At 73.3% G+C, this 22,627-nt stretch carries 24 protein-coding genes and 1 tRNA gene; 14 read left to right on the top strand and 11 right to left on the bottom strand.

The genetic code is table 11. The features are described 5' to 3' along the window. Positions 1–67: 67 nt before the first annotated feature. From proC to miv_RS06470, 3 genes are all read right to left on the bottom strand, one after another. The gene (proC, locus tag miv_RS06480; protein ID WP_244749033.1) at positions 68–835 is read right to left on the bottom strand and encodes a pyrroline-5-carboxylate reductase; all 768 of its coding nucleotides are present in this window, start codon (positions 833–835) and stop codon (positions 68–70) included. A 65-nt stretch (positions 836–900) separates the two neighbouring features. After that, on the bottom strand, positions 901–1,404 hold the full coding sequence (locus tag miv_RS06475; RefSeq protein WP_048427184.1) for a type III secretion system chaperone family protein: 504 nt from the start codon (positions 1,402–1,404) through the stop codon (positions 901–903). Positions 1,405–1,714: 310 nt separating this feature from the next. Continuing rightward, positions 1,715–2,005, bottom strand: coding sequence for an accessory factor UbiK family protein (locus miv_RS06470; protein ID WP_048427183.1), 291 nt, complete (start codon positions 2,003–2,005; stop codon positions 1,715–1,717). 298 nt (positions 2,006–2,303) lie between these two features. Here miv_RS06470 and miv_RS06465 point away from each other — a divergent pair, with 298 nt between their 5' ends. Both miv_RS06465 and miv_RS06460 read left to right on the top strand, forming a co-directional pair. Continuing rightward, a complete protein-coding gene (locus miv_RS06465) occupies positions 2,304–3,020 on the top strand; it encodes a response regulator (RefSeq protein ID WP_048427182.1) in 717 nt (238 codons plus the stop codon). 16 nt (positions 3,021–3,036) lie between these two features. Then, a complete protein-coding gene (locus miv_RS06460) occupies positions 3,037–4,401 on the top strand; it encodes a sensor histidine kinase (RefSeq protein WP_207181918.1) in 1,365 nt (454 codons plus the stop codon). A 64-nt stretch (positions 4,402–4,465) separates the two neighbouring features. Here the strand turns inward: miv_RS06460 and ruvA are convergent, their stop codons facing one another. Continuing rightward, on the bottom strand, positions 4,466–5,092 hold the full coding sequence (gene ruvA, locus miv_RS06455; RefSeq protein ID WP_048427180.1) for a Holliday junction branch migration protein RuvA: 627 nt from the start codon (positions 5,090–5,092) through the stop codon (positions 4,466–4,468). Positions 5,093–5,254: 162 nt separating this feature from the next. Between ruvA and miv_RS06450 the strand changes: the two genes are divergently transcribed. Both miv_RS06450 and miv_RS06445 read left to right on the top strand, forming a co-directional pair. Beyond that, positions 5,255–5,331: transfer RNA gene (locus miv_RS06450), tRNA-Pro, on the top strand. Between the two features lie 24 nt (positions 5,332–5,355). Then, positions 5,356–5,664 (top strand): ETC complex I subunit, encoded by a 309-nt coding sequence (locus miv_RS06445; protein WP_048427179.1) that lies wholly within the window; start codon positions 5,356–5,358, stop codon positions 5,662–5,664. Positions 5,665–5,797: 133 nt separating this feature from the next. On the opposite strand, the gene miv_RS06440 is transcribed toward miv_RS06445, so the two are convergent. Further along, the gene (locus tag miv_RS06440) at positions 5,798–6,397 is read right to left on the bottom strand and encodes an ActR/PrrA/RegA family redox response regulator transcription factor (protein ID WP_089504105.1); all 600 of its coding nucleotides are present in this window, start codon (positions 6,395–6,397) and stop codon (positions 5,798–5,800) included. Between the two features lie 42 nt (positions 6,398–6,439). Next, positions 6,440–7,816 carry an ActS/PrrB/RegB family redox-sensitive histidine kinase gene (locus miv_RS06435; RefSeq protein ID WP_048427177.1) on the bottom strand — a complete coding sequence of 459 codons (1,377 nt, stop codon included), beginning with the start codon at positions 7,814–7,816 and terminating at the stop codon, positions 6,440–6,442. A 364-nt stretch (positions 7,817–8,180) separates the two neighbouring features. Here miv_RS06435 and miv_RS06430 point away from each other — a divergent pair, with 364 nt between their 5' ends. Next, complete coding sequence (locus tag miv_RS06430; protein WP_048427176.1) at positions 8,181–9,458, top strand: polyhydroxyalkanoate depolymerase; 1,278 nt, start codon at positions 8,181–8,183, stop codon at positions 9,456–9,458. A gap of 193 nt (positions 9,459–9,651) precedes the next feature. Further along, the gene (locus tag miv_RS06425) at positions 9,652–10,395 is read left to right on the top strand and encodes a M48 family metallopeptidase (RefSeq protein WP_207183420.1); all 744 of its coding nucleotides are present in this window, start codon (positions 9,652–9,654) and stop codon (positions 10,393–10,395) included. Positions 10,396–10,441: 46 nt separating this feature from the next. Here the strand turns inward: miv_RS06425 and miv_RS06420 are convergent, their stop codons facing one another. After that, positions 10,442–10,807 (bottom strand): hypothetical protein, encoded by a 366-nt coding sequence (locus tag miv_RS06420; RefSeq protein WP_058620585.1) that lies wholly within the window; start codon positions 10,805–10,807, stop codon positions 10,442–10,444. Positions 10,808–11,087: 280 nt separating this feature from the next. Between miv_RS06420 and miv_RS06415 the strand changes: the two genes are divergently transcribed. The 4 genes from miv_RS06415 to miv_RS06400 are packed head-to-tail and all read left to right on the top strand — an operon-like array spanning position 11,088 to position 15,851. Then, positions 11,088–11,606, top strand: a complete 519-nt coding sequence (locus tag miv_RS06415) for an invasion associated locus B family protein (protein WP_420865494.1) — start codon at positions 11,088–11,090, stop codon at positions 11,604–11,606. Between the two features lie 20 nt (positions 11,607–11,626). Next, positions 11,627–12,250, top strand: coding sequence for a hypothetical protein (locus tag miv_RS06410; protein WP_048429427.1), 624 nt, complete (start codon positions 11,627–11,629; stop codon positions 12,248–12,250). Between the two features lie 8 nt (positions 12,251–12,258). Then, positions 12,259–14,232 carry a glycosyltransferase family 2 protein gene (locus miv_RS06405; RefSeq protein ID WP_207181917.1) on the top strand — a complete coding sequence of 658 codons (1,974 nt, stop codon included), beginning with the start codon at positions 12,259–12,261 and terminating at the stop codon, positions 14,230–14,232. After that, the gene (locus tag miv_RS06400) at positions 14,229–15,851 is read left to right on the top strand and encodes a glycosyltransferase family 2 protein (protein ID WP_207181916.1); all 1,623 of its coding nucleotides are present in this window, start codon (positions 14,229–14,231) and stop codon (positions 15,849–15,851) included. The genes miv_RS06405 and miv_RS06400 overlap by 4 nt, the downstream gene beginning before the upstream one ends. A gap of 127 nt (positions 15,852–15,978) precedes the next feature. On the opposite strand, the gene purC is transcribed toward miv_RS06400, so the two are convergent. Further along, positions 15,979–16,773: a phosphoribosylaminoimidazolesuccinocarboxamide synthase gene (purC, locus tag miv_RS06395; RefSeq protein ID WP_048429422.1), complete on the bottom strand. Its 795-nt coding sequence runs from the start codon at positions 16,771–16,773 to the stop codon at positions 15,979–15,981. A 364-nt stretch (positions 16,774–17,137) separates the two neighbouring features. Here purC and miv_RS06390 point away from each other — a divergent pair, with 364 nt between their 5' ends. Continuing rightward, positions 17,138–17,920, top strand: coding sequence for an HpcH/HpaI aldolase family protein (locus miv_RS06390; RefSeq protein ID WP_207181915.1), 783 nt, complete (start codon positions 17,138–17,140; stop codon positions 17,918–17,920). Here miv_RS06390 and miv_RS06385 read toward each other — a convergent pair. Continuing rightward, complete coding sequence (locus tag miv_RS06385) at positions 17,917–18,597, bottom strand: alpha/beta hydrolase (RefSeq protein WP_207181913.1); 681 nt, start codon at positions 18,595–18,597, stop codon at positions 17,917–17,919. The two genes, miv_RS06390 and miv_RS06385, sit on opposite strands and share 4 nt — an antisense overlap. 151 nt (positions 18,598–18,748) lie before the next feature. On the opposite strand from miv_RS06385, the gene miv_RS06380 reads away from it, so the two are divergent. Continuing rightward, complete coding sequence (locus tag miv_RS06380) at positions 18,749–19,222, top strand: hypothetical protein (protein ID WP_048429419.1); 474 nt, start codon at positions 18,749–18,751, stop codon at positions 19,220–19,222. A gap of 97 nt (positions 19,223–19,319) precedes the next feature. Here the strand turns inward: miv_RS06380 and miv_RS06375 are convergent, their stop codons facing one another. After that, the gene (locus miv_RS06375) at positions 19,320–20,021 is read right to left on the bottom strand and encodes a DNA-3-methyladenine glycosylase family protein (protein WP_207181911.1); all 702 of its coding nucleotides are present in this window, start codon (positions 20,019–20,021) and stop codon (positions 19,320–19,322) included. 6 nt (positions 20,022–20,027) lie between these two features. Here miv_RS06375 and gluQRS point away from each other — a divergent pair, with 6 nt between their 5' ends. Further along, entirely contained in the window at positions 20,028–20,858 is an 831-nt protein-coding gene (gluQRS, locus tag miv_RS06370; RefSeq protein ID WP_207181909.1) for a tRNA glutamyl-Q(34) synthetase GluQRS, read from the top strand. Between the two features lie 7 nt (positions 20,859–20,865). On the opposite strand, the gene miv_RS06365 is transcribed toward gluQRS, so the two are convergent. Continuing rightward, positions 20,866–21,822, bottom strand: coding sequence for a GlxA family transcriptional regulator (locus tag miv_RS06365; protein ID WP_207181907.1), 957 nt, complete (start codon positions 21,820–21,822; stop codon positions 20,866–20,868). Positions 21,823–21,947: 125 nt separating this feature from the next. Here miv_RS06365 and miv_RS06360 point away from each other — a divergent pair, with 125 nt between their 5' ends. After that, on the top strand, positions 21,948–22,616 hold the full coding sequence (locus tag miv_RS06360) for a DJ-1/PfpI family protein (protein ID WP_207181905.1): 669 nt from the start codon (positions 21,948–21,950) through the stop codon (positions 22,614–22,616). Positions 22,617–22,627: the final 11 nt, after the last annotated feature.

Genomic DNA, 22,627 nt, shown 5'->3' with positions numbered 1-22,627 from the left:
TAGGGGCCGCACCGCCCATCGGGCAGGGGCCCGCGGCGACGCGCCCGAGGGAGGGTGCGGCGGGCGTTCAGCCCGCCAGCTCCTCGGCCCGGGCCTTGGCGGCCGCCACCGCGTCGCGCATCAGCGGTTCCAGGCCGTCCCCGGCCATCAGCACCCCGAGGGCCGCCGCGGTGGTGCCGCCCGGCGAGGTCACGTTCTGGCGCAGGGTCGCCGGGGCCTCGGCGCTCTGCCCGAGGAGCTCGCCCGCTCCCGCCACGGTCTGGCGGGCGAGGCGGTCCGCCACCTCCGCGGGCAGCCCGGCGGCGATGCCGGCCGCCGCCAGCGCTTCGGCGAGGAGGAAGACGTAGGCCGGACCCGAGCCCGAGACCGCCGTCACGGCGTCGATCAGGTCCTCGCTGTCCAGCCACTCGACGAGGCCGACGCCCGACAGGAGCGCGTGCGCGGTGCGGCGCTGGGCCTCGCTCGTCTCCGGCGAGGCGGCGGCGCCGGTCGCGCCGCGGCGGATGCTCGCGGGCAGGTTCGGCATCGCCCGTACCACCGCGCGGGCCCGCGGCAGGCGGTCCCGGAGGTTGGCGATCGTCTTGCCGGCCAGCACCGAGACCACGAGGGTGCCGGGCCCGGCGAGCGCCGAGACGGCCGCCGCCGCGGCGTCGAGCCCCTGCGGCTTGATCGCCAGCACCAGGGCTTCGGGCTCGCCCGGCTCGGCCGGGTTGAGCGCGACGCTGTGGCGCTCGCACAACGCCACCATGGCGGGGGCGGGGTTGGGATCGATCACGGCGGCGCGGGCGCCGGGCAGCCCGTCGGCGAGCCAGCCCTCGAGCAGGGCGCCGCCCATCTTGCCGGCCCCGACGAGGATCAGGGAGGCCGGCAGCGCGGCCCCGGACCCGGTGCCGTCCCGGCTCACGCCTCGCCCTCGGTCTCGAACAGCACGGCGTCCAGGGCCTCGCGGGCGGTCTTGCCGGCCCAGATCACGAACTGGAACGCCTGGAAGTAGCGCTCGCAGGCCTCGACCGCGGTCTTCAGGATCGATTCGCACTGGCCGTGCGTCGGCTCGGCGCCGCCGGTGAGCACCAGCGAGTGGCGGAACATCACCACGTGCTCGCTGTTCCAGAGGTCGAAATGCCCGACCCAGAGCTGCTCGTTGACGAGCGAGACGAGGCGCAGCACCTCGTTGCGGCGCCGGTCCGGCACCTTGAGGTCGAAGGCGGAGGCGATGTGCAGCGCCTCGACGTCCTCGATCCAGGTGAAGGCGACGTGGTACTCGGCCCATCGTCCGGCCACCGCCACCGACATCTCGTCGGTCTCAGCGCGATCGAAGATCCAGTCCCGGAGGGAAGCGAGGCGCTCGACGACATCGAGCGGGTGCTCGGCGCGGGTCAGGTCGTCGATGGTGAGCTGGGTCATGGCGATCCAAGTTTGGCTCGTCCGAGCGGGATACAGCTGCGTCAGCGGACGCGGCGGGTGTCGTCATCAAGGCAGATCGCGACCCGAGCACGGTCAGGACGTGCAGGCGATAAGCTTAAGCGCCGACTTGTTGTCCCCCTGGGCGACGGCGAATCAGTGCGTGACCCACTATAGCCCGGGCGAGTCGAGGGACTCAAAGCGGAAACCCGCGGGGCCGGCGGCAGGCCGCCGGCTATCCACCGAAGCTTCCTGTGCACAAGCGCCGGGCATCCGGCGCCTGTTGCACGGTCCTGTGGCAGCGGCCCGGGCGTCAGGCGGTCGCCGTGCCGGCACCGGCGGCCTTGGCGGCCGGCTTGGTTTCCGCCGGCTTGGCCTCCAGCGCCGCGACGCGGGCGGTCAGCGCCTCGTTCTGGGCGCGCAGGGAGGCGACGAGATCGCGCAGAACCTCGACCTCCTCGCGGGTGGCGACGTCCATGTCCCGCAGCATGCGCTCGATCTGCGCCTTGACCACGGTCTCGGCCTCGCGGCGCACGCCCTGGGCGGCGCCGGCCGCGTCGGTCATCAGGCGGGCGAAGTCGTCGAACAGGCGGTTCTGCTGCATCGGAAAAATTCCTGTCAGGGCGGGTCCGGCGCCCAGCACTAGTGCATTTCCTGGAAAAAAGGGGCCCCGGACGGCCGAGAAATGCGCGTTCGCGCTTCGTCCTCGCCCGGGAATGCGGCACCATCGCGGAGGCGCGGCGGCACCGCGGCAGGGACCGTCGCCGCCTGCGCGGTGGTGTCGCGCCCTGGCGCGTGCCGGCCGGGGTGTCTCGCGACGGTATCGCCGGGGGCGGCCAGCAACACACGGATGCACTTCGATGGCTTCAAGCAAAAGCCGGACTGCGGCATAAGGCGTTCCCGTGAGCACGACACCGCACATCCTGATCGTCGAGGACGATCGCGAGATCAGCACGCTGGTCGCCCGCTATCTCCGCGGCAACGATTGCCGCGTCTCCATCGCCGGCGACGGCCGCGAGATGGATCGGCTGATGGCCGATTCCCGCGTCGACCTCGTCGTGCTCGACCTGATGCTGCCGGGGGAGGACGGGCTGTCGATCTGCCGGCGCCTGCGCGCCGCCTCCGGCATCCCGATCCTGATGCTCACCGCGAAGAGCGAGGAGATCGACCGCATCGTCGGGCTCGAGATCGGGGCCGACGACTACCTGGCGAAACCCTTCAACCCGCGCGAGCTGCTGGCGCGCATCCGCGCCATCCTGCGCCGGGGCGCGGCCGCGCCGGGGCGCGACGACGAGGGCGTGCGCCGCCACGCCTTCGGGGGCTTCGTCCTCGATGCGGGCCTGCGCCAGCTCCTCAACCCGGAGGGCGCGCAGGTCGCCCTCACCGGCGCCGAGTTCGACCTCCTGCACGCCATGTGCCTGCGGCCGGGCCGGGTGCTCTCCCGCGACCAGCTCCTCGACCTGACGCAGGGCCGCGCCCCCGGGCCGTTCGAGCGCAGCATCGACGTGCTGGTGAGCCGCATCCGCCAGAAGATCGAGCGCGACCCGCGCAACCCCGAGATGATCAAGACCATCCGCTCCGGCGGCTACCTGTTCACCCCCGAGGTGGTCTCGACATGATCCCGCGGGCGCCGGCATGAGGCGGTGGGGGCCCGTGCCGGGCCGCATCGCCGGGCAGCTCGCCCTCCTGGTGGTGGCCGCGATCGTGGTGACCCACGTCGTCGTCACGGTCGCCTTCCTGCTGCTGCGCCCCGAGCTGCGCCGCTCCGACGAGCGGCCGAACGCGCTGGCCAACCGCCTCGTCACCGTCGTCCACATGGTGGCGGCGGCTCCGGCGGAGGACCGGACCGACGTGGTGGCGGCGGCCCGCCGCAGCGCCTCGGCCCTGCACCTGACCCTGCTGCCCGCGGACGAGCCGAACGCCCCCCCGGCCGCCAGCGCCGAGGTACCGGAGATCACCGGGCTGCGGGCGGCCCTGGGATCGGGCTACGGCGTCTCGGCCGAGCACATGCCGGGCGGCTCCCTGCACCTGCGCATCGCCGGGCCGGCCGGCCTGCAGCTCTCCGCCGACCTGCCGCCCCTGCCGCTGCCGCACCCGCCGCTGACGAGCGCGGTGCTGATCACCCTGGTCTTCCTCGCGCTCTCGCTCACCCTGCTGTCGATCTGGGCGACGCGGGCGCTCACCGCGCCGCTCGCCCGCCTCGCCGAGGCCGCGGAGGCCTTCGGCACCGCCACCGAGGCCCGGCCGCTGCCCCAGCACGGCCCCGAGGAGGTGCTGGCGGTGTCCCGCGCGCTCGGCCGGATGCGCGACCGGGTGCTGCGCCTCATCGACGACCGCACCCACATGCTGGCGGCGATCAGCCACGACCTGCGCACCCCAATCACGCGCCTGCGCCTGCGAGCGGAATTCCTGGAGGACGAGGTCCTGCGCCGGCAGTTCCTGCGCGACCTCGACCAGATGAACGCCCTCGTCGAGGCGGCCCTGTCCTTCGTGCGCGACGGCCAGTCCCGGGAGGGCCTCGGCCTCATCGATCTCGGCTCGGTGGTGCAGACGGTCTGCGACGGCTTTGCCGATATCGGCGAGGCGGTGCGGGCCGAGGAGGTGCAGGCCGAGGATCTCCGGCCGGCCCTGGTGCGCGGCTCCTCCGGCGAATTGCAGCGGGCGCTGACCAACCTGATCGACAACGCGGTCAAGTATGCCGGCGGCGCCACCGTGCGCCTCGTCGAAGCGGGACCCGGCCGCGTCGCCGTCGAGATCCTGGACGAGGGCCCGGGCATCCCGGAGGCGGAGCGCGCCCTGATGCTCCAGCCCTTCGTGCGCGGCGACCGCGCCCGCACCCTCAACGAGGCCGGCGGCTTCGGCCTCGGCCTGTCGATCGCCAGCGCCATCGCCCAGTCGCATGGCGGCACGTTCAGCCTCGAGAACCGGCAGCCGCAGGGCCTGCGCGTCCGCCTCGAACTGCCGCGGGCCGCTGGCACGCCGTCGCGCCAAGCCGCCTGAGAGAGGCCGCCTGAGGGAAGCCGTCTGAGAAAGGCCGCGCGAGGGCAGGCGGCGGCCCGGCGCCTCAGCGCGCCAGTTCGCGCAAGCCCAGGCGGATCAGGGTCTTGGCCTCCATCTGGGCCGCCCCCTCGCCGGCGTTCTTGAGGGCCGCGGCCACCGCCGCCGAGGCCTGGACCTGGGCGTAGCCGAGATTGACCAGCGCCGAGATCGCATCGGCCACCGGCTGGGGCGCCGTGTTGGCCTCCACCGCCCCGGTGAGCTGGATCAGGGCCGGATCGACGGGCGAGAAGGCCGGGGCCTTGTCCTTCAGTTCCGCGACGAGGCGGGCGGCGAGGCGCGGCCCGACCCCGGGCGCGCGGGCGACCGCGCCCTTGTCGCCGGTGGCGATGGCGGTGGCGAGGTCCCCCGGCTCCATCACCGAGAGCACGCCGAGGGCGACCCGGGTGCCGACGCCCTGGACGGTCTGGAGCAGGCGGAACCACTCGCGCTCCGCATCGGCCCGGAAGCCGTAGAGGCGGATCATGTCCTCGCGCACATGGGTCTCGATCGCGAGCTCCGCCGCCTCGCCGGTGGAGGGCAGGCGCTGCAGCGTGCGGGCCGAGCAATGCACCACGTAGCCGACGCCGTGCACGTCGAGGATCACGAAATCCTCGCCGTAGGAATCCACGACGCCCTTCAGCTTGCCGATCATCGCCGCCACGGTCTCCGGCGGGCCGACAGGCGGGCCCGGGTCCCGGGCCTTAGCGAGCCGGGACCGGAGTCACAAGGCGGGGCGATGCCGCGCGGGAGCCTCTGCATCGGCTTGCGCCCCCGGGGGATTTTCACTAGGAACCGGGAGCACACGTGCACGCGTCGGGGCGTAGCGCAGTCTGGTAGCGCATCTGGTTTGGGACCAGAGGGTCGCTGGTTCGAATCCGGCCGCCCCGACCACCTCTCCACGGATCAGAGCCCGCGATGTCGACCGCCCGCATCTTCCGCCCTGCCAAGGATCCGACCCAGTCCGGCCTCGCCCGGACGAAGCAGTGGACGCTGGAGTTCGAGCAGACGAGCCCGCGCGAGACCGAGCCGCTGATGGGCTGGACGTCGTCCTCGGACATGCTGCAGCAGGTGCGGCTCGAGTTCGACACCAAGGACGAGGCGATCGCCTACGCCACCCGGGAGGGCATCGCCTACCGGGTCGAGGAGCCGCAGGAGCTCCTGCGCCGCGGCCTCTCCTACTCGGACAACTTCAAGTACAACCGCACGATGCCCTGGACGCACTGACGGACGGGTAATGCGGGCGCGGCCGGGGCAATCGCCTCCGGTCCGATCGCCGCCGATGGGTCCCGTGCCATGAATCGAGAAGAGCCCGGCGCCTCGCGGCACCGGGCTCTTCTCGTTTCCCTCGCCATTCGCGTCAGCGCGGGGCGCGCTTGGCCAGGATGCGCTGCAGCGTGCGGCGGTGCATGTTGAGGCGCCGCGCCGTCTCCGAGACGTTGCGGCCGCACAGTTCGTAGACCCGCTGGATGTGCTCCCAGCGCACCCGGTCGGCCGACATCGGGTTCTCCGGCGGGTCGGCCCGCTCGCCCGGCTCGGCCATCAGGGTGCCGTGGATCTCGTCGGCGTCTGCGGGCTTGGCGAGGTAATCGAAGGCGCCGAGCTTCACCGCCGTCACTGCGGTGGCGATGTTGCCGTAGCCGGTCAGGATCACGCCGCGGGCCTCGGGCCGGCGCTCCTTCAGGCGGGCGATCACGTCGAGGCCGTTGCCGTCGGCGAGCCGCATGTCGATCACCGCGAAGGCCGGCGGCTGCGCGTCGACCGCCGAGACGCCCTCGGCCACGCTCTCGGCCACGTGGACCCGGTAGCCGCGCGCCTCCATGGCCCGGGCCAGGCGGGTCGAGAACGGCTTGTCGTCGTCCACGATCAGCAGGCTGCGGTCGGCGTGGTTGAGGAGGGCGTCGCCCTCCGGGATGGTGCCGGTCGCGGCCTCCGGGCTGAGTGTTCCGTACTGCGTCATCAACCGACGCTCCTTCAACTTTCAATCAGCAAGTTCAGGACTTTATATAGGAACGCCGGGAGGCTGCGTCAGGGGTGCGGCGCCCCCCGGGCCCGGGTTTCGGAGACCTTTGGCCTCCCTCTCGAAAATGTGACGTGCCCAACCGATCCGCACCACCGCCCCGGTCGAGGGATCGACCGCGTTGGTGAGCGAGAGCTGCGCGCCGGAGCGCTCGATCAGCGTCTTGGCGATGAACAGGCCGAGGCCGAGCCCCGTTCCCCCGTCGGTGCCGATCTTCGCCGCGCTGCGGGTGCTGACATAGGGCTCGCCGACCCGCAGCAGCACCTCCGGGGCGAAGCCCGGCCCGTCGTCGCGGATCTCCAGCGTGACCCGGTCGGCGCTCCAGCGCGCCTCGATCGACACGCAGCTCTCGGCGAAGTCGATCGCGTTGTCGACGATGTTGCCCAGGCCGAACATCACCCCCGGGTTGCGCCGGCAGGCCGGCTCCGGGCCGTCGCCCTTGGTGGTCACGTCGAGGACGATGCCGAGCGCCCGCTGGGGCGCCACCAGCTCCTCGACGAGGTGGCTGAGCGTGATGGTCTCGATGAAGCCGCCCTGGTCGGCGTCGAGGGAGGTGAGCTTGGCGAGGATGCCGCGGCAGCGCTCGACCTGGTCGCGCAGCAGCGCCAGGTCCTCGGCGACGCTGGGGGAGGCCGAGGGGCCGAGCTGGCGGTCGAGTTCCTTGGCCACCACCGTGATGGTGGCGAGCGGCGTGCCGAGCTCGTGGGCGGCCGCCGCCGCCAGCCCGTCGAGCTGCGACAGGTGCTGCTCGCGGGCGAGCACCAGCTCGGTCGCGGCCAGCGCCTGGGCGAGCTGGCGCGCCTCCTCGGCGACCCGCCAGGCATAGACCCCCGTGAAGGCGGTGCCGAGCAGGATCGCGGTCCAGACGCCGGAGACGTACAGGAACGGCAGCTCCAGCGTCTCGCCGGCGAACCACGGCAGCGGCCGGTAGACGAGGGCGAGCATCGTCGACAGGCCGACGGCGAGGAGCCCCAGCGCCAGGGTGTGGACCGGAGGCAGCGCGGTCGCGGAGATCAGCACCGGGGCGAGGAACAGGAGCGCGAACGGGTTCTGCAGCCCGCCGGTGAGGAACAGGAGCGCGGCGAGCTGGACGATGTCGAAGGCGAGCAGCAGCACCGCCGCGTCGTCGCTGAGCCGGTGGCTCGCCGGGTAGCGGATGCGCAGCGTCAGGTTGAGCCAGGACGAGGCCGCGATGACGAGGAAGCACCAGCCGAACGGCAGGGGCAGGCCGAGGCCGAGATGGGCGCCGGCCACCGCGGCGCCCTGGCCGGCCACCGCGAGCCAGCGCAGCCGCACCAGGGTATCGAGGCGCAGGTGGCGGGCGTCCCGCACGGGGTCGGTCTGCGTGATGTCGAACATCGCCGAGACGATAGTGCGCCGCCGACCAACGCCCAGGGCGGGGCGATGGAAACCCTCCCGGCTCCGGTGCGTTCCCTCCCCGTCGGCGCGATCGATCGCGCGGTCCCGGCCGAAAGCCGGGTATGCCGGTCGCTTCGGTCCGGGACGCGACGGAGGTCCCGCGGCAGCTTCGTACCGTGGCGCAGACTTCCGGGATGCGCGCTGTAGTTGAGGTAAAAAGGGCACAGTGACGGGTTTCGGCCGTTTCGTTTTTCCCAGATCTTGCTCTCCAATAGCAATACTCTATTGTCGGCCTCCCAGTTGGGACAGGCGTCTCCTGGCGGCGGGTGCGCGCGTCGCTGGGTCAATCGTGGACGGTGGCGTCATGGATCTCTCGTATTTCTGGTATGAAGCGGCGCACTGGATGTTGACGCCGGCCCGGGCGGCCGCCGACGCCACGCAACTCGTGTTCAAGAACCCCGCCAACCCGATCACCTACACGCCCTACGGACGGACGGTCTCGGCCGCCTGCGAGATGTTCGAGCGCACCACGCGGCGCTACGGCAAGCCGGCCTTCAACCTGCCCACCACCACCGTCGAGGGGCTGGTGACCGACGTCACCGAGCGGGTGGTGTGGTCGAAGCCGTTCTGCCAGGTGATCAAGTTCGACCGCGCCCTGAAGCGTCCGACCACCCAGGCCCAGCCGAAGGTGCTGGTGGTGGCGCCGATGTCGGGCCACTACGCCACGCTGCTGCGCGGCACCGTCGAGGCGATGCTGCCCGCCCACGAGGTGATGATCACCGACTGGATCGACGCCCGCATGGTGCCGCTCGAGGCCGGCCGCTTCGACCTCGACACCTACATCGACTACCTGATCGAGATGTTCCAGGCCTTCGGCCCGGATCTGCACGTCATCGCGGTCTGCCAGCCCTCGGTGCCGGTCTTCGCCGCCGTCGCCCGGATGGAGGCCGAGGGCATGTCCGGCGTGCCGACCTCGATGACCCTGATGGGCGGCCCGATCGACACCCGCCGCTCGCCCACCGCCGTGAACTGCCTCGCCGCCGAGCGCGGCTCGGAATGGTTCAAGCGCAACTGCATCACCGTCGTGCCGCCCGGCTATCCCGGCACCTGGCGCGAGGTCTATCCCGGCTTCTTCCAGCTCTCCGGCTTCATGGGCATGAACCTCGACCGTCACCTGACGGCGCACTGGGACATGTTCAAGCACCTCGTGCACGAGGACGGCGATTCGGCCGAGAAGCACCGCGACTTCTACGACGAGTACCTGTCGGTGATGGACCTGACGGCGGAGTTCTACCTCCAGACCGTCAATACGGTGTTCGTCGAGCATGCCCTGCCGAAGGGCGAGATGCGCCACCGCGACAAGCCGGTCGACCCGACGGCGATCCGCCATTGCGGCATCCTGGCGGTGGAAGGCGAGAAGGACGACATCTCGGGCGTCGGCCAGACGCTCGCCGCCCTCGACCTGACGCCGAACCTGCCGGCGGAGCGCAAGAGCTACTACCTGCAGCAGGGCGTCGGCCATTACGGCGTCTTCAACGGCTCGCGCTTCCGCGCCAACATCGCCCCGCGCATCTCCGCCTTCATGCACGAGATGCAGGGGACCGCCGGCAGCGGGCAGGGGGACCTGCGGCAGGCCTCCTGAGCGCCCGGGCGGATTTCCTCCGAGCCTGATTCGGTCTTCGTCTCCCGGCGCCCGGCGGCGCCGGGATGTTTCGTCGGGTGCCCCGATGCCGTCACCCGCCCGCTCCCTGCGCGCCTGGTTCGCCGGCCTTCTCGCGCGGGCCGCGCGTGGCGCGGCCCTGGCAGGCAAGGGGCCTTCCTCCTACAAAGGCGGGATGCGAGTCGCGCTCCTGCGCCGGTCGGCGCCCGAACCCTCCCACATCACGGTCATCCACGCCGGCACCTGCTACCCGGTCGCCCTGCGCCGCCGCGCGGCGGCCCGGCGCATCACCCTGCGGGTGTCGAGCGCCACCGGCGAGATCGTCCTGACCCTGCCCGAGCGCGTCGACCTCGCCGCCGCCCAGCGTTTCGCCGAGTCGCACGGCGCCTGGATCGCCGCCCGGGTGGCGAAGCTGCCCGAGCGCGTCGCCTTCCTGCCCGGCGCGGTCGTGCCCCTGCGCGGCGTGCCGCATCGGATCGTGCACGCCTCCACCGTCTCGCGAGCCACCGTCGCCGCCACGGCGCCGGACGGCGCGCCGGTGATCGCGGTGTCCTGCGCCGCCGCCCACGTGGCGCGGCGGGTCCGCGACTTCCTGGAGATCGAGGCACGGCGCGACCTCGCCGCCGCGGTGGCGCGCCATGCCGGAGCCCTCGGCCGCACGCCCAAGCGCCTGACCGTGCGCGACACCCGCAGCCGCTGGGGCTCGTGCTCGGCCGCCGGCCACCTGAACTTTTCCTGGCGCCTGATCATGGCGCCGCCCGCGGTGCTGGACTATCTCGCCGCCCACGAGGTGTCCCACCTCGCCGAGATGAACCACTCGGACCGGTTCTGGGCGATCGTCGCGCGGCTCTACCCGGGCTACGACGAGCCCGAGGCTTGGCTGAAGCGGCACGGCACCGAGCTGCACCGCTACGGCTGAGGGTCCTGGAATCCGGCCCGAAGCCGAGGCTCCGGGGCAGTCGGGATCAGCCCTTGGTGCGCACCACCACCACGCGCTCCGCCGGCCAGGCCGGGCGCGGATCGACATGGCCGGGATAGAGGGTGCGCGGCGCGACGCTGTCGCACAGCTCGCGCTGGCGCAGGATGATCTCGCCGTTCTCGCCCCGGCGCCGGATCACGCCGCCGTCGCGGCAGAAGCCGGCGATCTCGGCCGAGCGCGACGCCCGGCGCCCGCGGGGAGTGCGGGGCACCGGCGGGTGCTCGACCGTCAGCGTGGCGTCCCGGTTGAGCGAGCGCTCGACATAGGTGGTCTCGTCGACCGGCAGCGGCTCGGCCGATGCGGCACCGGTGGCGAGGACCAGGAGGGCGAAGGAGGTGGCGGCGCGTCTCATCGGGGCGGCTTCTCGCGGGGAAGGGGAGGGGGTGCGGGGAACGGGGCTCCCCGTGCTCCCGCTCGGTATGGACCGGGAACCGTGCGAAACCCCTAACGGCCGGAGGGCGCCGGGCCCGTCGTCCGCCTGCCATAAAGCTAAGCCTGCTCGCGCGCACGGGTTCCGTCCGCGGGGTCCGGATCGGCGCCTCGGCTTGACAGCATCCCGGCCCCGTGGTCGGAACGCCCCCGGACCGGCGCGTGGCCGGGGCAGCGGAGCGGTGAGCGGCGTGGGAGACAGCGTGCGACGGATCGGACGCCGGGTGCGGGCCGCCGCCCTCGGGCTCGCCCTCGGTGCGGGCCTCGGCCTGCCGGCCGGCGGTGCCCTGGCGCAGGGCGCGGTCAAGCAGACCTTCGACGACTGGCAGCTGCGCTGCGAGACGCCCGCCGGCGCCAAGGCCGAGCAATGCGCCCTGGTGCAGTACGTCGCCGCCGAGGACCGGCCGAACCTCTCCCTGGTGGTCATCGTCCTGAAGACCGCCGACAACCGCGGCACGCTGCTGCGGGTGGTGGCGCCCCTCGGCGTGCTGCTGCCTTCCGGCCTCGGCCTCAAGGTCGACCAGGCGGAGATCGGCCGCACATCGTTCGTGCGCTGCCTCTCCACCGGCTGCGTCGCCGAGGTGGTGATGGACGACAAGCTCATCACCCAGCTCAAGACCGGCCAGCAGGCCACCTTCATCGTCTTCCAGACGCCCGAGGAAGGGGTCGGCATCCCCCTGTCCCTCAAGGGGTTCAAGGAAGGCTTCGACAGCCTGAAGTGATTCACGACCGGGAGAGGACCGTGACGGCTCGTTGTCTCCGCAGCCTCGGCACCTGCAGCCTCGGCGCCGTCCTGACGCTGGGCGTGCTCGCGGCCCCGGCGCAGGCCCAGACCGCCGCGCCGCAGGACGAGGGCAACCCCTTCGTCAACATCTTCAAGTATGGCGGCACCACCAAGCCGCCGGAGGCCCCGCCGAGCCCCGACGACGTCTACTGCCCGATCATCGACGTCACCGAGGGCGGCTCCTCGCTCCAGACCATGGCCGGCGGCACGGTGCGCACGCAGATCCGGCTGGGCCAGCTCAGCCGCGCCTGCCGGCCGGGGCCGAACGGCGGCACGGTCGTGTCGGTCGGCGTCCAGGGCGTCGTCCTGCTCGGCCCCGGCGGCGCACCCGGCCGCTTCAACGCGCCCGTCTCCATCACGGTGAAGAACGGCACCCAGATCCTCGCCCGGCGCACCCACCAGGGCGCGGTGACGATTCCCGCCGGCCAGGCCAGCGGCTCCTTCACGGTGATCGAGGACGGCATCGTCGTGCCGGCCGCCCAGGCGAAGGACTTCGACATCGAGGTCGGCCTCGGCGCCATCGGCAAGCCGGCGCGGGCGCCGCGGCGCAAGCAGGCCGCGCCGCCGCCGGCCGACGGTTGACCGCCCGGGTGGCGTCCGATTCCTGCCGCATCGTTCCCCACCCGGACCCGGACTTCACCCGCGCGCTGATCCCCGGGCGGCCGACGGCCGGGCGGTGGCTCGCCCTCGCCATCGCCCTCGACCGTTTCGCCGATCCGGTGCGCCCGCTCCTGCGCTTCGTGCGCGCCGAGGGCAGCCACGAGGACGCCCTGCTGCCGGGCCCGGTGCTCGGGCGCGCGACCTGGCTCGGACCGGTGCCGCCCAGCACGACCGCGATCCTGCTCGCCGCCCCGGCGGAGGGATTCCGGGTCGAGGCGCGGCTCCTGTCCCGCCCGGCCATGCTGGCCTTGTGCGCCCGCCGGCGCCCGGACAAGTTGCCGGTCGCGCTCTACCAGTGGCTGCGCCGCGACGCGCGCCGCCTGCGCAACACCCTGCGCATCGCCGCCGGAGTCATGCCGCTCTCCCGCTATCCGGCCTGGAAGGCGGCTCGGACCCGGCCGGTCGAACCCGGCTTCGATCAGCCGCCAGCCGGTCCGCTGCCGCGCCTCGGCCTGATCCTCGAAGCGCTGCCGGAGGAGGCCGGGGCGGTGCGGCGCACGCTCGCCGCCCTGATGGCCCAGGACCATGCCGACTGGCGCCTCGCCCTGTGCTGGCGCGGCCCGGTTCCCGCCGGCATCCCCGCCGATCCGCGGATCTCCGGCGAGGGGCTGCCGGCCGGCGTCGCGCTGGGTCATCTGCGGCCGGGCGACGAACTGGCGCCCGATGCGCTCACCCATCTCGCCGCCGCCTTCACGGGTGAGACGCCGGCCGACCTCGCCTATGCCGACAGCGAGACCGAGACGCCGGACGGCCTGCGCCCCGCCCTCAAGCCGGGCTGGAGCCCGGACCTCGCCCTGACGACCCTCTATCCCGGTCGGCCGCTACTGGTGACCGCGGACCTCGCGGCACGCAGCCGCTGGGCGCCGGAGCAGGGGGCCCGGGCGCTCCTCCTCGCCGCGGCCCTGGCGGAGCCGAAGAGGGTCCGCCGTATCCCCCGCATCCTCTGCCGCACGGTGCCGGACGCGCCCGACCCCGACGGCCACGCGGCCGACCTGACGGAGGCGCTGCGGCGGGCCGGCGGGCCGGCGGTCCTGGCGCGTCGCGGCGACGTCCTCGATCTCGACTGGCCGCTGCCCGACCCGGCGCCCCTGGTCTCGGTGATCGTGCCGACCCGCGACCGGCCGGACCTGCTGCGCGTTGCGGTGCGGGGCGTCCTGCACGACACGGCCTATCCGGCGATCGAACTCGTCATCGTCGACAACGGCTCGACCGATCCCGCGGTGGCGGCACTCTACGCCGAGTGGGCGGCGGATTCCCGGGTGCGCCGCCTCGACCGGCCGGGCCCGTTCAACTTCTCCCGCCTCGTCAACGACGGCGCCGCCGCGAGCCGCGGCGCGATCCTGGTACTCCTCAACAACGACGTCGAGGTGCTGCACCCCGATTGGCTGTCCGCGATGGTGCGCCAGGCCCTGCGGCCAGAGGTCGGTGCGGTCGGGGCGAAGCTCCTGTTCGGCAACGGCCGGATCCAGCATGCCGGCGTCGTGGTCGGGCTCGGCGGCCGGGCCGGGCACATCCTGCGCAACCGCCCGGCCGACACGCCGGGGCATCTGCGCCGCCTCACCGTGGCGCACGAGGTCGCGGGCGTCACCGCCGCCTGCCTGGCGGTGTCACGCGAGAAGTTCGAGGCGGTCGGCGGCCTCGATGCCGAGGCCTTTCCGATCGATTTCAACGACATCGATCTCTGCCTGCGCCTCGGGGCGCGGGGCTGGAGGTCGGTCTGGACGCCGCGGGCTACCTTGGCCCACCACGAATCGGTCAGCCGCGGACCGAGCGTCGGCCCGGCCCGGGCCCGGTTCGAGGCGGAGGGCGACCGGTTCGCGGCCCGCTGGCGGGCGGTGATCCGCGACGACCCGTACTACCACCCGGCCTTCTCGGTCACGACCTTCGGGGAGGAGCTGGAATGAGGCTGCCGCCTCACCCGGCCTTCGACCTCCTGCGCTTCGCGGACGGGCAGCCCGGGCCCGCCCGGCGCTGGCTCGTCCGGCTGCTCCTGGCGCTGAAGCGCCCGGGCGAGGCCCGGGATGTCGCCCGGGCTCTCCTCGCCGGCAAGCGCGTGCGGGCCCGCGACAAGGCGGCGATCCTGTGGGGGGCCCGGCACGCTCTAGTCCCGCCGCCCATCGCCCCGGGCGATCCCGAGGCCGTACCGGGCCTGCGCGTCGCGACGCCGGACGAGATTCATGAGGGCACCGCCGCGCTGGCCGCCATCGTGATGCTGACGGCGCCCGGCCACCGGCTCGTGCCGGGGGCGGCGACCGCCATCGCCGAGGCGTTCGCGGCCGATCCCGGCCTCGGTGCGCTCTACGGCGATGCGGCGGTCCTCGGGGCCGGGGGCGAGCCCCGGTTGCCGATGCTGCGCCCGGCCTTCGATCCCGACTACCTGCTCGCCGCCGACTATGTCGGCCCGGTGGTCGCGTTCCGCCGGACGGCGCTGGACCGCCTCGGGCTCGATTCCTCGCTGCCGGGCGCCGAGGCCGCCGACCTGCTGCTGCGGCTCGCGGCCGAGGACCCGTCCGCCGTCCGCCACCTCCCACATCTCCTCTCGACCTGGTCGCCCGCTGCGGCCTCCCCGCCCGAGGGCTGGGCGTCGTCGCGCCGGACGCTGGCCGAGCGCCATCTCGCGGGTGCAGGCCGGGTCGAGGCTGCCGGCGGTCTCCTGACCTTGCGCCGCGATCTGCCCGCGCCGCCGCTCGCCAGCCTCGTCATTCCGACCCGCGATCGGGTGGAGCTGCTGCGCGCCTGCATCGAGAGCATCCGGGCCCACACCGACTGGCCGTCCCTCGAGATCATCGTCTGCGACAACGACAGTCGCCATCCGCGCACGCTCGCCTATCTCCAGCGGCTCGCTGGGGAGGGGGTCACGGTGCTGCCCTGCCCCGGCCCGTTCAACTTCGCGGCGATGAACAACCGGGCCGCCGCGGAGGCGCGGGGCAGGCTCCTCGTCTTCGTCAACAACGACGTGGTGGCGCATCAGTCCGACTGGCTGCGGCGGATGGCCGAGGAGGCCCTGCGGCCGGAGGTCGGCGCGGTGGGGGCGAAGCTCCTCGACGTGCGGGAGCGGATCCAGCACGGCGGCATCGTGCTCGGCACCGGCGGCCTCGTCACCCACGCCCATCGCCACTTCCCCGGGACGGCGCCGGGCTACCTCGCCTCTCTCCGGGTCACGCACCGGGTCTCGGCGGTCACGGCGGCCTGCCTCGCGGTGGAGGCGCAGAAGTTCCGGGCGGTCGGCGGCTTCGACGAGGCGGCCTTCGCGGTCGACTTCAACGATGTCGACCTCTGCCTGCGCCTCGACGCGGCCGGCTACCGGACCCTGATGGTGCCGGGCGCGGTGCTCCACCACCACGAGGCGGCGAGCCGGCGCTGGAATCCGGAAGCCCGCCTCCGCCACGAGGCCGAGGTGGCGGCGCTGCGGGCGCGCTGGGGGGCGCGGCTCGCCGCCGATCCCTGGTACCACCCGGGCTTCGATCCGCGGGCGGGGACGTACGAGAGGCTGCGGCCGTGGGCGGAGGCACCGTTGCGGTGAGGCCCGGCCGCGGGGAGAGGGAACCCGGTTCCCTCGTCCGCGGACAGCCCTGTCGCCCAAACGGCGACGGGGCCGCTCCCTCTCGGAAGCGACCCCGTCATATCGGACCGGACGGCCGTGCAGGCGCTTACTGCACCAGGCGCGGCCCGCCGGTCTGCACCTTCTCGTTCTCGCCCAGGATGCCGAGGCGGCGGGCCACCTCGGAATAGGCCTCGATCAGGCCGCCGAGATCCTTGCGGAAGCGATCCTTGTCGAGCTTGTCCTGGCTCTTGATGTCCCAGAGCCGGCAGGAATCCGGAGAGATCTCGTCGGCGACGACGATGCGCATCATGTCGCCTTCCCAGAGCCGGCCAGTCTCCATCTTGAAGTCGACGAGGCGGATGCCGACGCCGAGGAAGAGACCCGACATGAAGTCGTTGACCCGGATGGCCAGCGCCATGATGTCGTCGATCTCCTGCGGCGTCGCCCAGCCGAAGGCCGTGATGTGCTCTTCCGACACCATCGGGTCGTTGAGCTGGTCGTTCTTGTAGTAGAACTCGATGATCGAGCGCGGGAGCTGGGTGCCCTCCTCCAGGCCCAGCCGCGTCGCCAGCGAGCCCGCCGCCACGTTGCGCACCACCACCTCGAGCGGGATGATCTCGACCTCGCGGATCAGCTGCTCGCGCATGTTCAGCCGGCGGATGAAGTGCGTCGGCACGCCGATGTCGTTGAGGTGCTGGAAGACGAACTCCGAGATCCGGTTGTTCAGCACGCCCTTGCCGTCGATCACCTCGTGCTTCTTGGCGTTGAAGGCGGTCGCGTCGTCCTTGAAATGCTGGATGAGCGTGCCGGGCTCGGGACCCTCGTAGAGGACCTTCGCCTTGCCCTCGTAGATGCGACGGCGGCGGTTCATAGGCGTGTACCGTGGTTTGAGGAAGTCCATGGGGCCGAGGCTCCTGACGACGTGTGGGACCCGCGGCGCGGCGACCTCTCAGGAGAAGGTCGGGCCGGGGGACGCGTCGATCCGGGGCGTCCCGGCGGCCGGCGGTAAAATACCCGAACCGCGAAGGCAGCACAACGCGTTAGCCGGAGCGCCCGGGAGGCGCCCGGCCGCCGCTGCGATGAATGGCGGTCATTGGTCGCGACGATATGCGCATGGCTTTCCCCCGATGCAAGCGTGGCCGGAGGGGGCGGCATGTCGCGGGCGCGGGGTCCCCGCCTCGACGGCGGCGCCACCCGTGACCTAAGCTCGCCGTCCCGAGCCGCGGTGAACACGCGGCCGGCCGATCAGACCGGGAGGGACCACGATGGCGGAACGGGGTGGAGCGGTGGCCGCGCTGGCGGCGCGATTCCGCGAGGGCAAGCCGCTGATCACGGCCTGGTGCGGGATCCCCGAGCCCGCGGTGGCGGGGCTGCTGGCGGCCGAGGCGTTCGATGCCGTCACCCTCGACATGCAGCACGGCGCCCACGACTTCGACAGCATCAACCGCACGATCGCCCTGGTGGCGGCCCGCGGCAAGCCGACCCTGGCGCGGGTGCCGGTCGGCGGCTTCGCGACCGTCTCGCGGCTCCTCGATGCCGGGATCTCGGGCGTGATCGCCCCGATGGTCAACACCGTCGAGGATGCGCGGCGCTTCGCGGCCCTGGCCAAGTACCCGCCGATGGGCGAGCGCAGCTGGGGGCCGAACCCGGCGCTGGCGCTCTCGGGCCTGTCGCCCGAGATCTACCTGCGCGAGGCCAACGGCTTCTGCCAGACGCTCGCGATGATCGAGACCCGGGAGGCGCTCGCCGCCCTCGACGACATCCTGGCGGTGGACGGGATCGACGGCATCTTCATCGGCCCCTCCGACCTCTCGATCGCGCTGTCGAACGGCGCCGGCCTCGACCCGGACGGCGCGGCGGTACGCGACGCGCTCAAGCACGCCATGGCGCGCACCCGGGCGGCGGGCAAGCGCATCGGCATCTACGCCCTCTCGGCCGCCCGCACCCGCGAGCTGATCGCCGAGGGCTTCGACCTGATCGCGCTCACCGGCGATTCCGCCCTGCTGCGGGCCGGCGCCCAGGCGGCGCTCAAGGAGGCGCGGGGCTAACCGCGCCGCGCGGCCCGGGCGAAGCCCGCGGCGATGAACTGCCCGGCATGGTGCAGGGCGCCGTCGTCGATGCCGTGGCCGATCCCGGCGGAGAGGTGCCACTCCGCCGGCACGTCGGCGGCGGCGAGGGCCTCCGCCGAGAGGAACAGCGCGTCGACCGGGATCACCTCGTCCTGGTCGCCGTGGGCGAGCAGCACCGGCGGCACCGCGGTGACCGCCGGCGTCAGGCTCTCGGGGCCCTTGCCCTCCTCCATGACCAGCATGCCGGACAGGCCGACCACCGCCGCCACCGGGGCGGGACGGCGCAGGGCGACGTGCAGGGCCATCATGCAGCCCTGGCTGAAGCCCACCAGCGCGAGCTGATGCGGCCCCAGGCCGTGCGCCTCAAGTTCTGCGTCCAGGAAGGCGTCGAGCGTCGGCCCGGCCCGGTTCACGCCGCGCCAGCGCTCCTGAGGGTCGCGGAAGGTGAGCGGGAACCATTGCCGCCCGAAGCCCTGGATGCAGGGCTCGGGCGCGTGCGGCGCCACGAAGGCGGCGTCGGGCAGGAGCGGCTGCCATTCCTGCGCCAGGTCGATCAGGTCGTTGCCGTCGGCGCCGAAGCCGTGCAGCAGCACGACGAGCTGGCGCGGCGCGGCGCCCGAGCGGGGCATCAGGCGCGGGCCGGTGAGGATCGGCATCGGGTCTCGGTCTCCTGTGCAGGGGAGAAGTGTGCCTGGAGCGTTGAGCCCGGACGGGGATCCACTTCAAGCGATTTTGAACCCGGAGCGAGACCCACGCCGTCCCGCCTCCATGCTACCGTCAGGGAAGATCCGACAGGTGTGAACGGCCATGCACCATCGCTTCCCTCGGCTGCTCCGTTCCCTCGCCCTGCGGCGCATCGGCTGCTTCGGCGCCATCCTGCTCGGCTATGGCGGTCTCGCGCTGGCCCTGTCGTCCGCGCGAATCGGCCTCCAGACCAGCACGGCCGAAGCCGTGGGCGGTCTTGCCGTCTGGTCGGTCGTCATCCTGATCGTCGGCAACCGGAGCGCAGACGGCTGGCTCTCCCTGCAGGACCATGCCGATCTCTACATGACGGCCGTCTGGCTGCTCGTTCAGGCCTCCGGACAGGCCCTGGCCGCCGCTGCGAGCCTGATTCCCGATCGCGCCTGGCCGATCCTGCTGGTGCTCTCGCCGCTGCCTCCCCTGGCGATCGGCACCATCGTGCGCCGCGCGCTGTTCTCGGCGGAGGAATGGCCGAGCTGGCGGGGGCCCGTCACGCCCCGCCGGCCCGTGGAAGCCGGGACGCCCGGCGCGCCGACCTGAGCGTCCGCGGCGGGAGGCGGGTGTCTCCGGTCATCCCGGCAGCTCGCCCGGCGCGGCACGGCGCGCCCTTTGAGAAGCCGGAGGCGTGCCGCTGCCATCAGGGAGACAGAGGCGCGCCGTCGCGCGCCTTGGCCACCCGGTAAGAGGCCCACAGGACCTTGGCGGCGACCCCGCGCCACGGGCGCCAGGCGTCGGCACGGCGCGTCAGCGCGGCGGCGCTCGGCCGGGTCTCCAGCCCGTCGGCGAGGCGCGCGGCCTCCTGGAGGGCGAGGTCGCCGGCCGGGAAGGCGTCCGGGTGGCCGAGACAGAACAGCAGGTAGACGTCCGCGGTCCACGGGCCGATGCCGTGGACCGCCACCATCAGCCGGTGGGCCTCGTCCGCCGGCAGCGCGTGCAGGGTGTCGAGCGGCAGAGTGCCGTCGAGGATCGCCGCGGCGGCCGCCCGCAGGGTCCGGATCTTCGGCGCCGACAGGCCGGCCTCGCGCAAAGGATCGTCCGGCGCGGCCGCCAGGGCCTCCGGCGTCAGGTCCGGCAGGCGGGCGGTGAGCCGGCCCCAGATCGCCGCTGCGCTCGCGGTCGAGATCTGCTGGCCCACCACGATGCCGGCCAGGCCCGCAAAGCCCGGCGGGCGCTTGCGCAGGACCGGTGCCGCGCCCTCCGCGGCGAGCCGCGCCATCACCGGGTCGAGGGCGGCGAGCGCCGCCACGCCCTCGCGCAGCACCGCCTCGGAATCGAGGAGCGGCCCGGTGACGCCGGCGGCGTTCGGGCTTATGGCGGGGAAAGTCCTCGTCGTCCGCATCCCGCCGTGTCGCCTCCCCGCCTGCGCTTCGCCCCGAGCCCGAACGGGCGCCTGCATCTCGGCCACGCCTACTCGGCGCTTCTCAACGCGGAGACGGCCCGGGCGCTGCACGGGACGCTGCTCCTGCGCATCGAGGACATCGACCCCCAGCGCTGCCGGCCGGAGCTGACCGAGGCGGTGTTCGCCGACCTCGCCTGGCTCGGCCTAACGTTTCCCGAGCCGGTCTGGCGCCAGTCCGCCCGGATGTCCACCTACCGCACCGCCCTCGAGGCCTTGCGGGCGCGGGGCCTCGTCTATCCCTGCACCTGCACCCGCCGGGAGATCCAGGCCGCCGCCGGCACCGCCCGCGACCCGGACGGGGCGCCGCTCTATCCGGGCACCTGCCGCGGCCGGTCGGTGCCGGACGCTCCCCATGCCTGGCGCCTCGACATGGCGCGGGCGCTGGCGCTCTGCCCGGGGCCCTTCGCCTACACGGCCTTCGCGCCGGGGGAGCCGGAGACGGTCCGCGCCGCCGATCCGGCCCGCTGGGGCGACGCGGTCATCGCCCGCAAGGACGTGCCGACGAGCTATCATCTCGCGGTGGTCCTCGACGACGCTGCGCAGGGGATCACCCACGTGGTGCGCGGCCAGGACCTCGAAGCCGCCACCGATCTCCACGTCCTGCTCCAGCGGCTCTTCGGCCTGCCGACCCCGCGCTACCATCATCACGGGCTGATCCGCGACGAGGCCGGCGACAAGCTGTCGAAGAGCCTGCGCTCGGAGGCGCTGGCGGCTTTGCGCGAGCGGGGGGAGAGCCCGGAGGCGGTTCGGGCGCGGCTCGGCTTCCCGGCCCGGTGATGCGCCGTCAGCCGGCGAACCTTTCGCGATAGGCGTGCGGGCCGGTACCGACGCGACGCAGGAAGCCCCGGCGCAACGTCTCTTCCGAGCCGAAGCCGCAGGCCCGGGCGGCGCGGCCGACGCTCGCGCCCTGCTCCAGCAGGCGGCGGGCCGCCTCGATGCGGATCACCTCCACGGCCCGGGCCGGGGTGTGGCCCGTCGCCTCGCGGTAATGCCGCGAGAAGCTGCGCGGGCTCATGGCGGCCCGGGCGGCCAGGGCCGGCAGCGAGAGGTCGGCCGCCAGGTTCTCGCGGATCCAGGCGTGCAGGCGGTCGAAGCGCCCGTCGCCGGCCTGCAGGCTCAGGACCGCGCTGAACTGCGCCTGCCCGCCCGGCCGCTTGAGGTAGACGACGAGCTGGCGCGCCACCGCCAGGGCGTGGTCGCGGCCGAGATCCTCCTCCACCAGGGCGAGGGCGAGGTCGATCCCGGCGGTGACGCCCGCCGAGGTCCAGACCGCGCCGTCGCGCACGAAGATCGGATCGGGATCGAGCCGCACCGCGGGGTACGTCCGGGCGAACTGGGCACAGCGCCCCCAATGCGTCACCGCCCGGCGGCCGTCGAGGAGACCGGTCGCCGCCAGCAGGAAGGCGCCGCTGCACACCGAGGCGGTGCGCCGTGCCGCCCCGCAGCGCCGCCGCAGCCAATCGACGAGGTCGCCATCCCGGCAGGCCGCATCCACGCCCTGGCCGCCGGCCACGACCAGCGTGTCCAGGGGCGTCTCCGCGGACGGCAGGCTCTCCGCCGGCAGCGGCAGGCCGGCGCTGGAGTCGATCGGGGTCGTCCGGGCCACCAGGGCGGTCTCGTAGGGGCGATGCGGGCCGGCCGCGAGGTCGTTGGCGGTGGCGAAGACCTGGAGCGGCCCGGCGACGTCGAGGAGCTGGACGCCCGGGAAGGCCAGGATCTCGATGCGGCGCGCATGCGGCATGGCGTGGCTTTGGCGAGGGGTGGCTTTGGTAAGGGGTGGCTTTGGCGGGAAACGAGGGCATTCTGGCGATCGCGCCGAGACCTGCGGGTTTACGCTGACCGGCGTCAACCCGGGAGATCGTCCTCGTGTCGCTCAGCTTCGGAATCCTCGTCTTCCCGCAGGTCCAGCAGCTCGACCTGACCGGGCCCTACGAGGTCTTCGCCTCGGTGCCCGACAGCGCCGTCCACCTGATCTGGAAGGACGGCGAGCCGGTGCGCTCGGCCACCGGCCTTCCCTTCGTGCCGACCGTGACCTTCGAGACCTGCCCGCCCCTCGACGTGCTCTGCATCCCGGGCGGCGCCGGGGTGAACCCGCTCCTCGAGGACGAGGCGGTGCTGGACTTCGTGCGCAGCCGCGCCCGCGAGGTCCGCTACCTCACCTCGGTCTGTACCGGCGCGCTGGTGCTCGGCGCAGCCGGGCTGCTGAAGGGCAGGCGCGCGACGACCCACTGGTACGCGCACGACTTCCTCGCCCGCTTCGGCGCCGTGCCGGTGCAGGACCGGGTGGTGCGGGACGGGACCCTGATCACCGCCGGCGGCGTGACCTCGGGCATCGATTTCGGGCTCGCGGTGGTGGCCGAACTCATGGGCCGCGAGGAGGCCGAGACGGTCCAGCTCACCCTCGAATACGCACCCGCCCCGCCCTTCGGCGCCGGCACCCCGGCGGAGGCGCCGCCGGCCGTGCTGGAGCGGGCGAGGAAGCGCCTCTGCGGCTCCCGGGCGGCCCGGGAGGCGATCGTCGGCCGGATCACCTGACGCCCGCGGCG

The sequence above is a fragment of the Methylobacterium indicum genome (assembly GCF_017347565.1).
GTDB classification, from domain to species: Bacteria; Pseudomonadota; Alphaproteobacteria; order Rhizobiales; family Beijerinckiaceae; genus Methylobacterium; species Methylobacterium indicum.
The sequence above is the reverse complement of the archived record's forward strand: the minus strand, read 5'-3'. Positions and strand labels throughout refer to the sequence as shown.

Bases quoted from the DNA above. Each gene is read 5' to 3' on its own strand.
- miv_RS06475 (WP_048427184.1), bottom strand. From the start codon at position 1,404: ATGACCCAGCTCACCATCGACGACCTGACCCGCGCCGAGCACCCGCTC.
- miv_RS06380 (WP_048429419.1), top strand. From the start codon at position 18,749: ATGCACCATCGCTTCCCTCGGCTGCTCCGTTCCCTCGCCCTGCGGCGC.
- miv_RS06420 (WP_058620585.1), bottom strand. From the start codon at position 10,807: ATGAGACGCGCCGCCACCTCCTTCGCCCTCCTGGTCCTCGCCACCGGT.
- miv_RS06385 (WP_207181913.1), bottom strand. From the start codon at position 18,597: ATGCCGATCCTCACCGGCCCGCGCCTGATGCCCCGCTCGGGCGCCGCG.
- miv_RS06435 (WP_048427177.1), bottom strand. From the start codon at position 7,816: ATGTTCGACATCACGCAGACCGACCCCGTGCGGGACGCCCGCCACCTG.
- miv_RS06390 (WP_207181915.1), top strand. From the start codon at position 17,138: ATGGCGGAACGGGGTGGAGCGGTGGCCGCGCTGGCGGCGCGATTCCGC.
- miv_RS06375 (WP_207181911.1), bottom strand. From the start codon at position 20,021: ATGCGGACGACGAGGACTTTCCCCGCCATAAGCCCGAACGCCGCCGGC.
- miv_RS06365 (WP_207181907.1), bottom strand. From the start codon at position 21,822: ATGCCGCATGCGCGCCGCATCGAGATCCTGGCCTTCCCGGGCGTCCAG.
- miv_RS06445 (WP_048427179.1), top strand. From the start codon at position 5,356: ATGTCGACCGCCCGCATCTTCCGCCCTGCCAAGGATCCGACCCAGTCC.
- miv_RS06460 (WP_207181918.1), top strand. From the start codon at position 3,037: ATGAGGCGGTGGGGGCCCGTGCCGGGCCGCATCGCCGGGCAGCTCGCC.
- miv_RS06470 (WP_048427183.1), bottom strand. From the start codon at position 2,005: ATGCAGCAGAACCGCCTGTTCGACGACTTCGCCCGCCTGATGACCGAC.
- ruvA (WP_048427180.1), bottom strand. From the start codon at position 5,092: ATGATCGGCAAGCTGAAGGGCGTCGTGGATTCCTACGGCGAGGATTTC.
- miv_RS06430 (WP_048427176.1), top strand. From the start codon at position 8,181: ATGGATCTCTCGTATTTCTGGTATGAAGCGGCGCACTGGATGTTGACG.
- miv_RS06440 (WP_089504105.1), bottom strand. From the start codon at position 6,397: ATGACGCAGTACGGAACACTCAGCCCGGAGGCCGCGACCGGCACCATC.
- purC (WP_048429422.1), bottom strand. From the start codon at position 16,773: ATGGACTTCCTCAAACCACGGTACACGCCTATGAACCGCCGCCGTCGC.
- miv_RS06400 (WP_207181916.1), top strand. From the start codon at position 14,229: ATGAGGCTGCCGCCTCACCCGGCCTTCGACCTCCTGCGCTTCGCGGAC.
- proC (WP_244749033.1), bottom strand. From the start codon at position 835: ATGGGCGGCGCCCTGCTCGAGGGCTGGCTCGCCGACGGGCTGCCCGGC.
- miv_RS06425 (WP_207183420.1), top strand. From the start codon at position 9,652: ATGCGAGTCGCGCTCCTGCGCCGGTCGGCGCCCGAACCCTCCCACATC.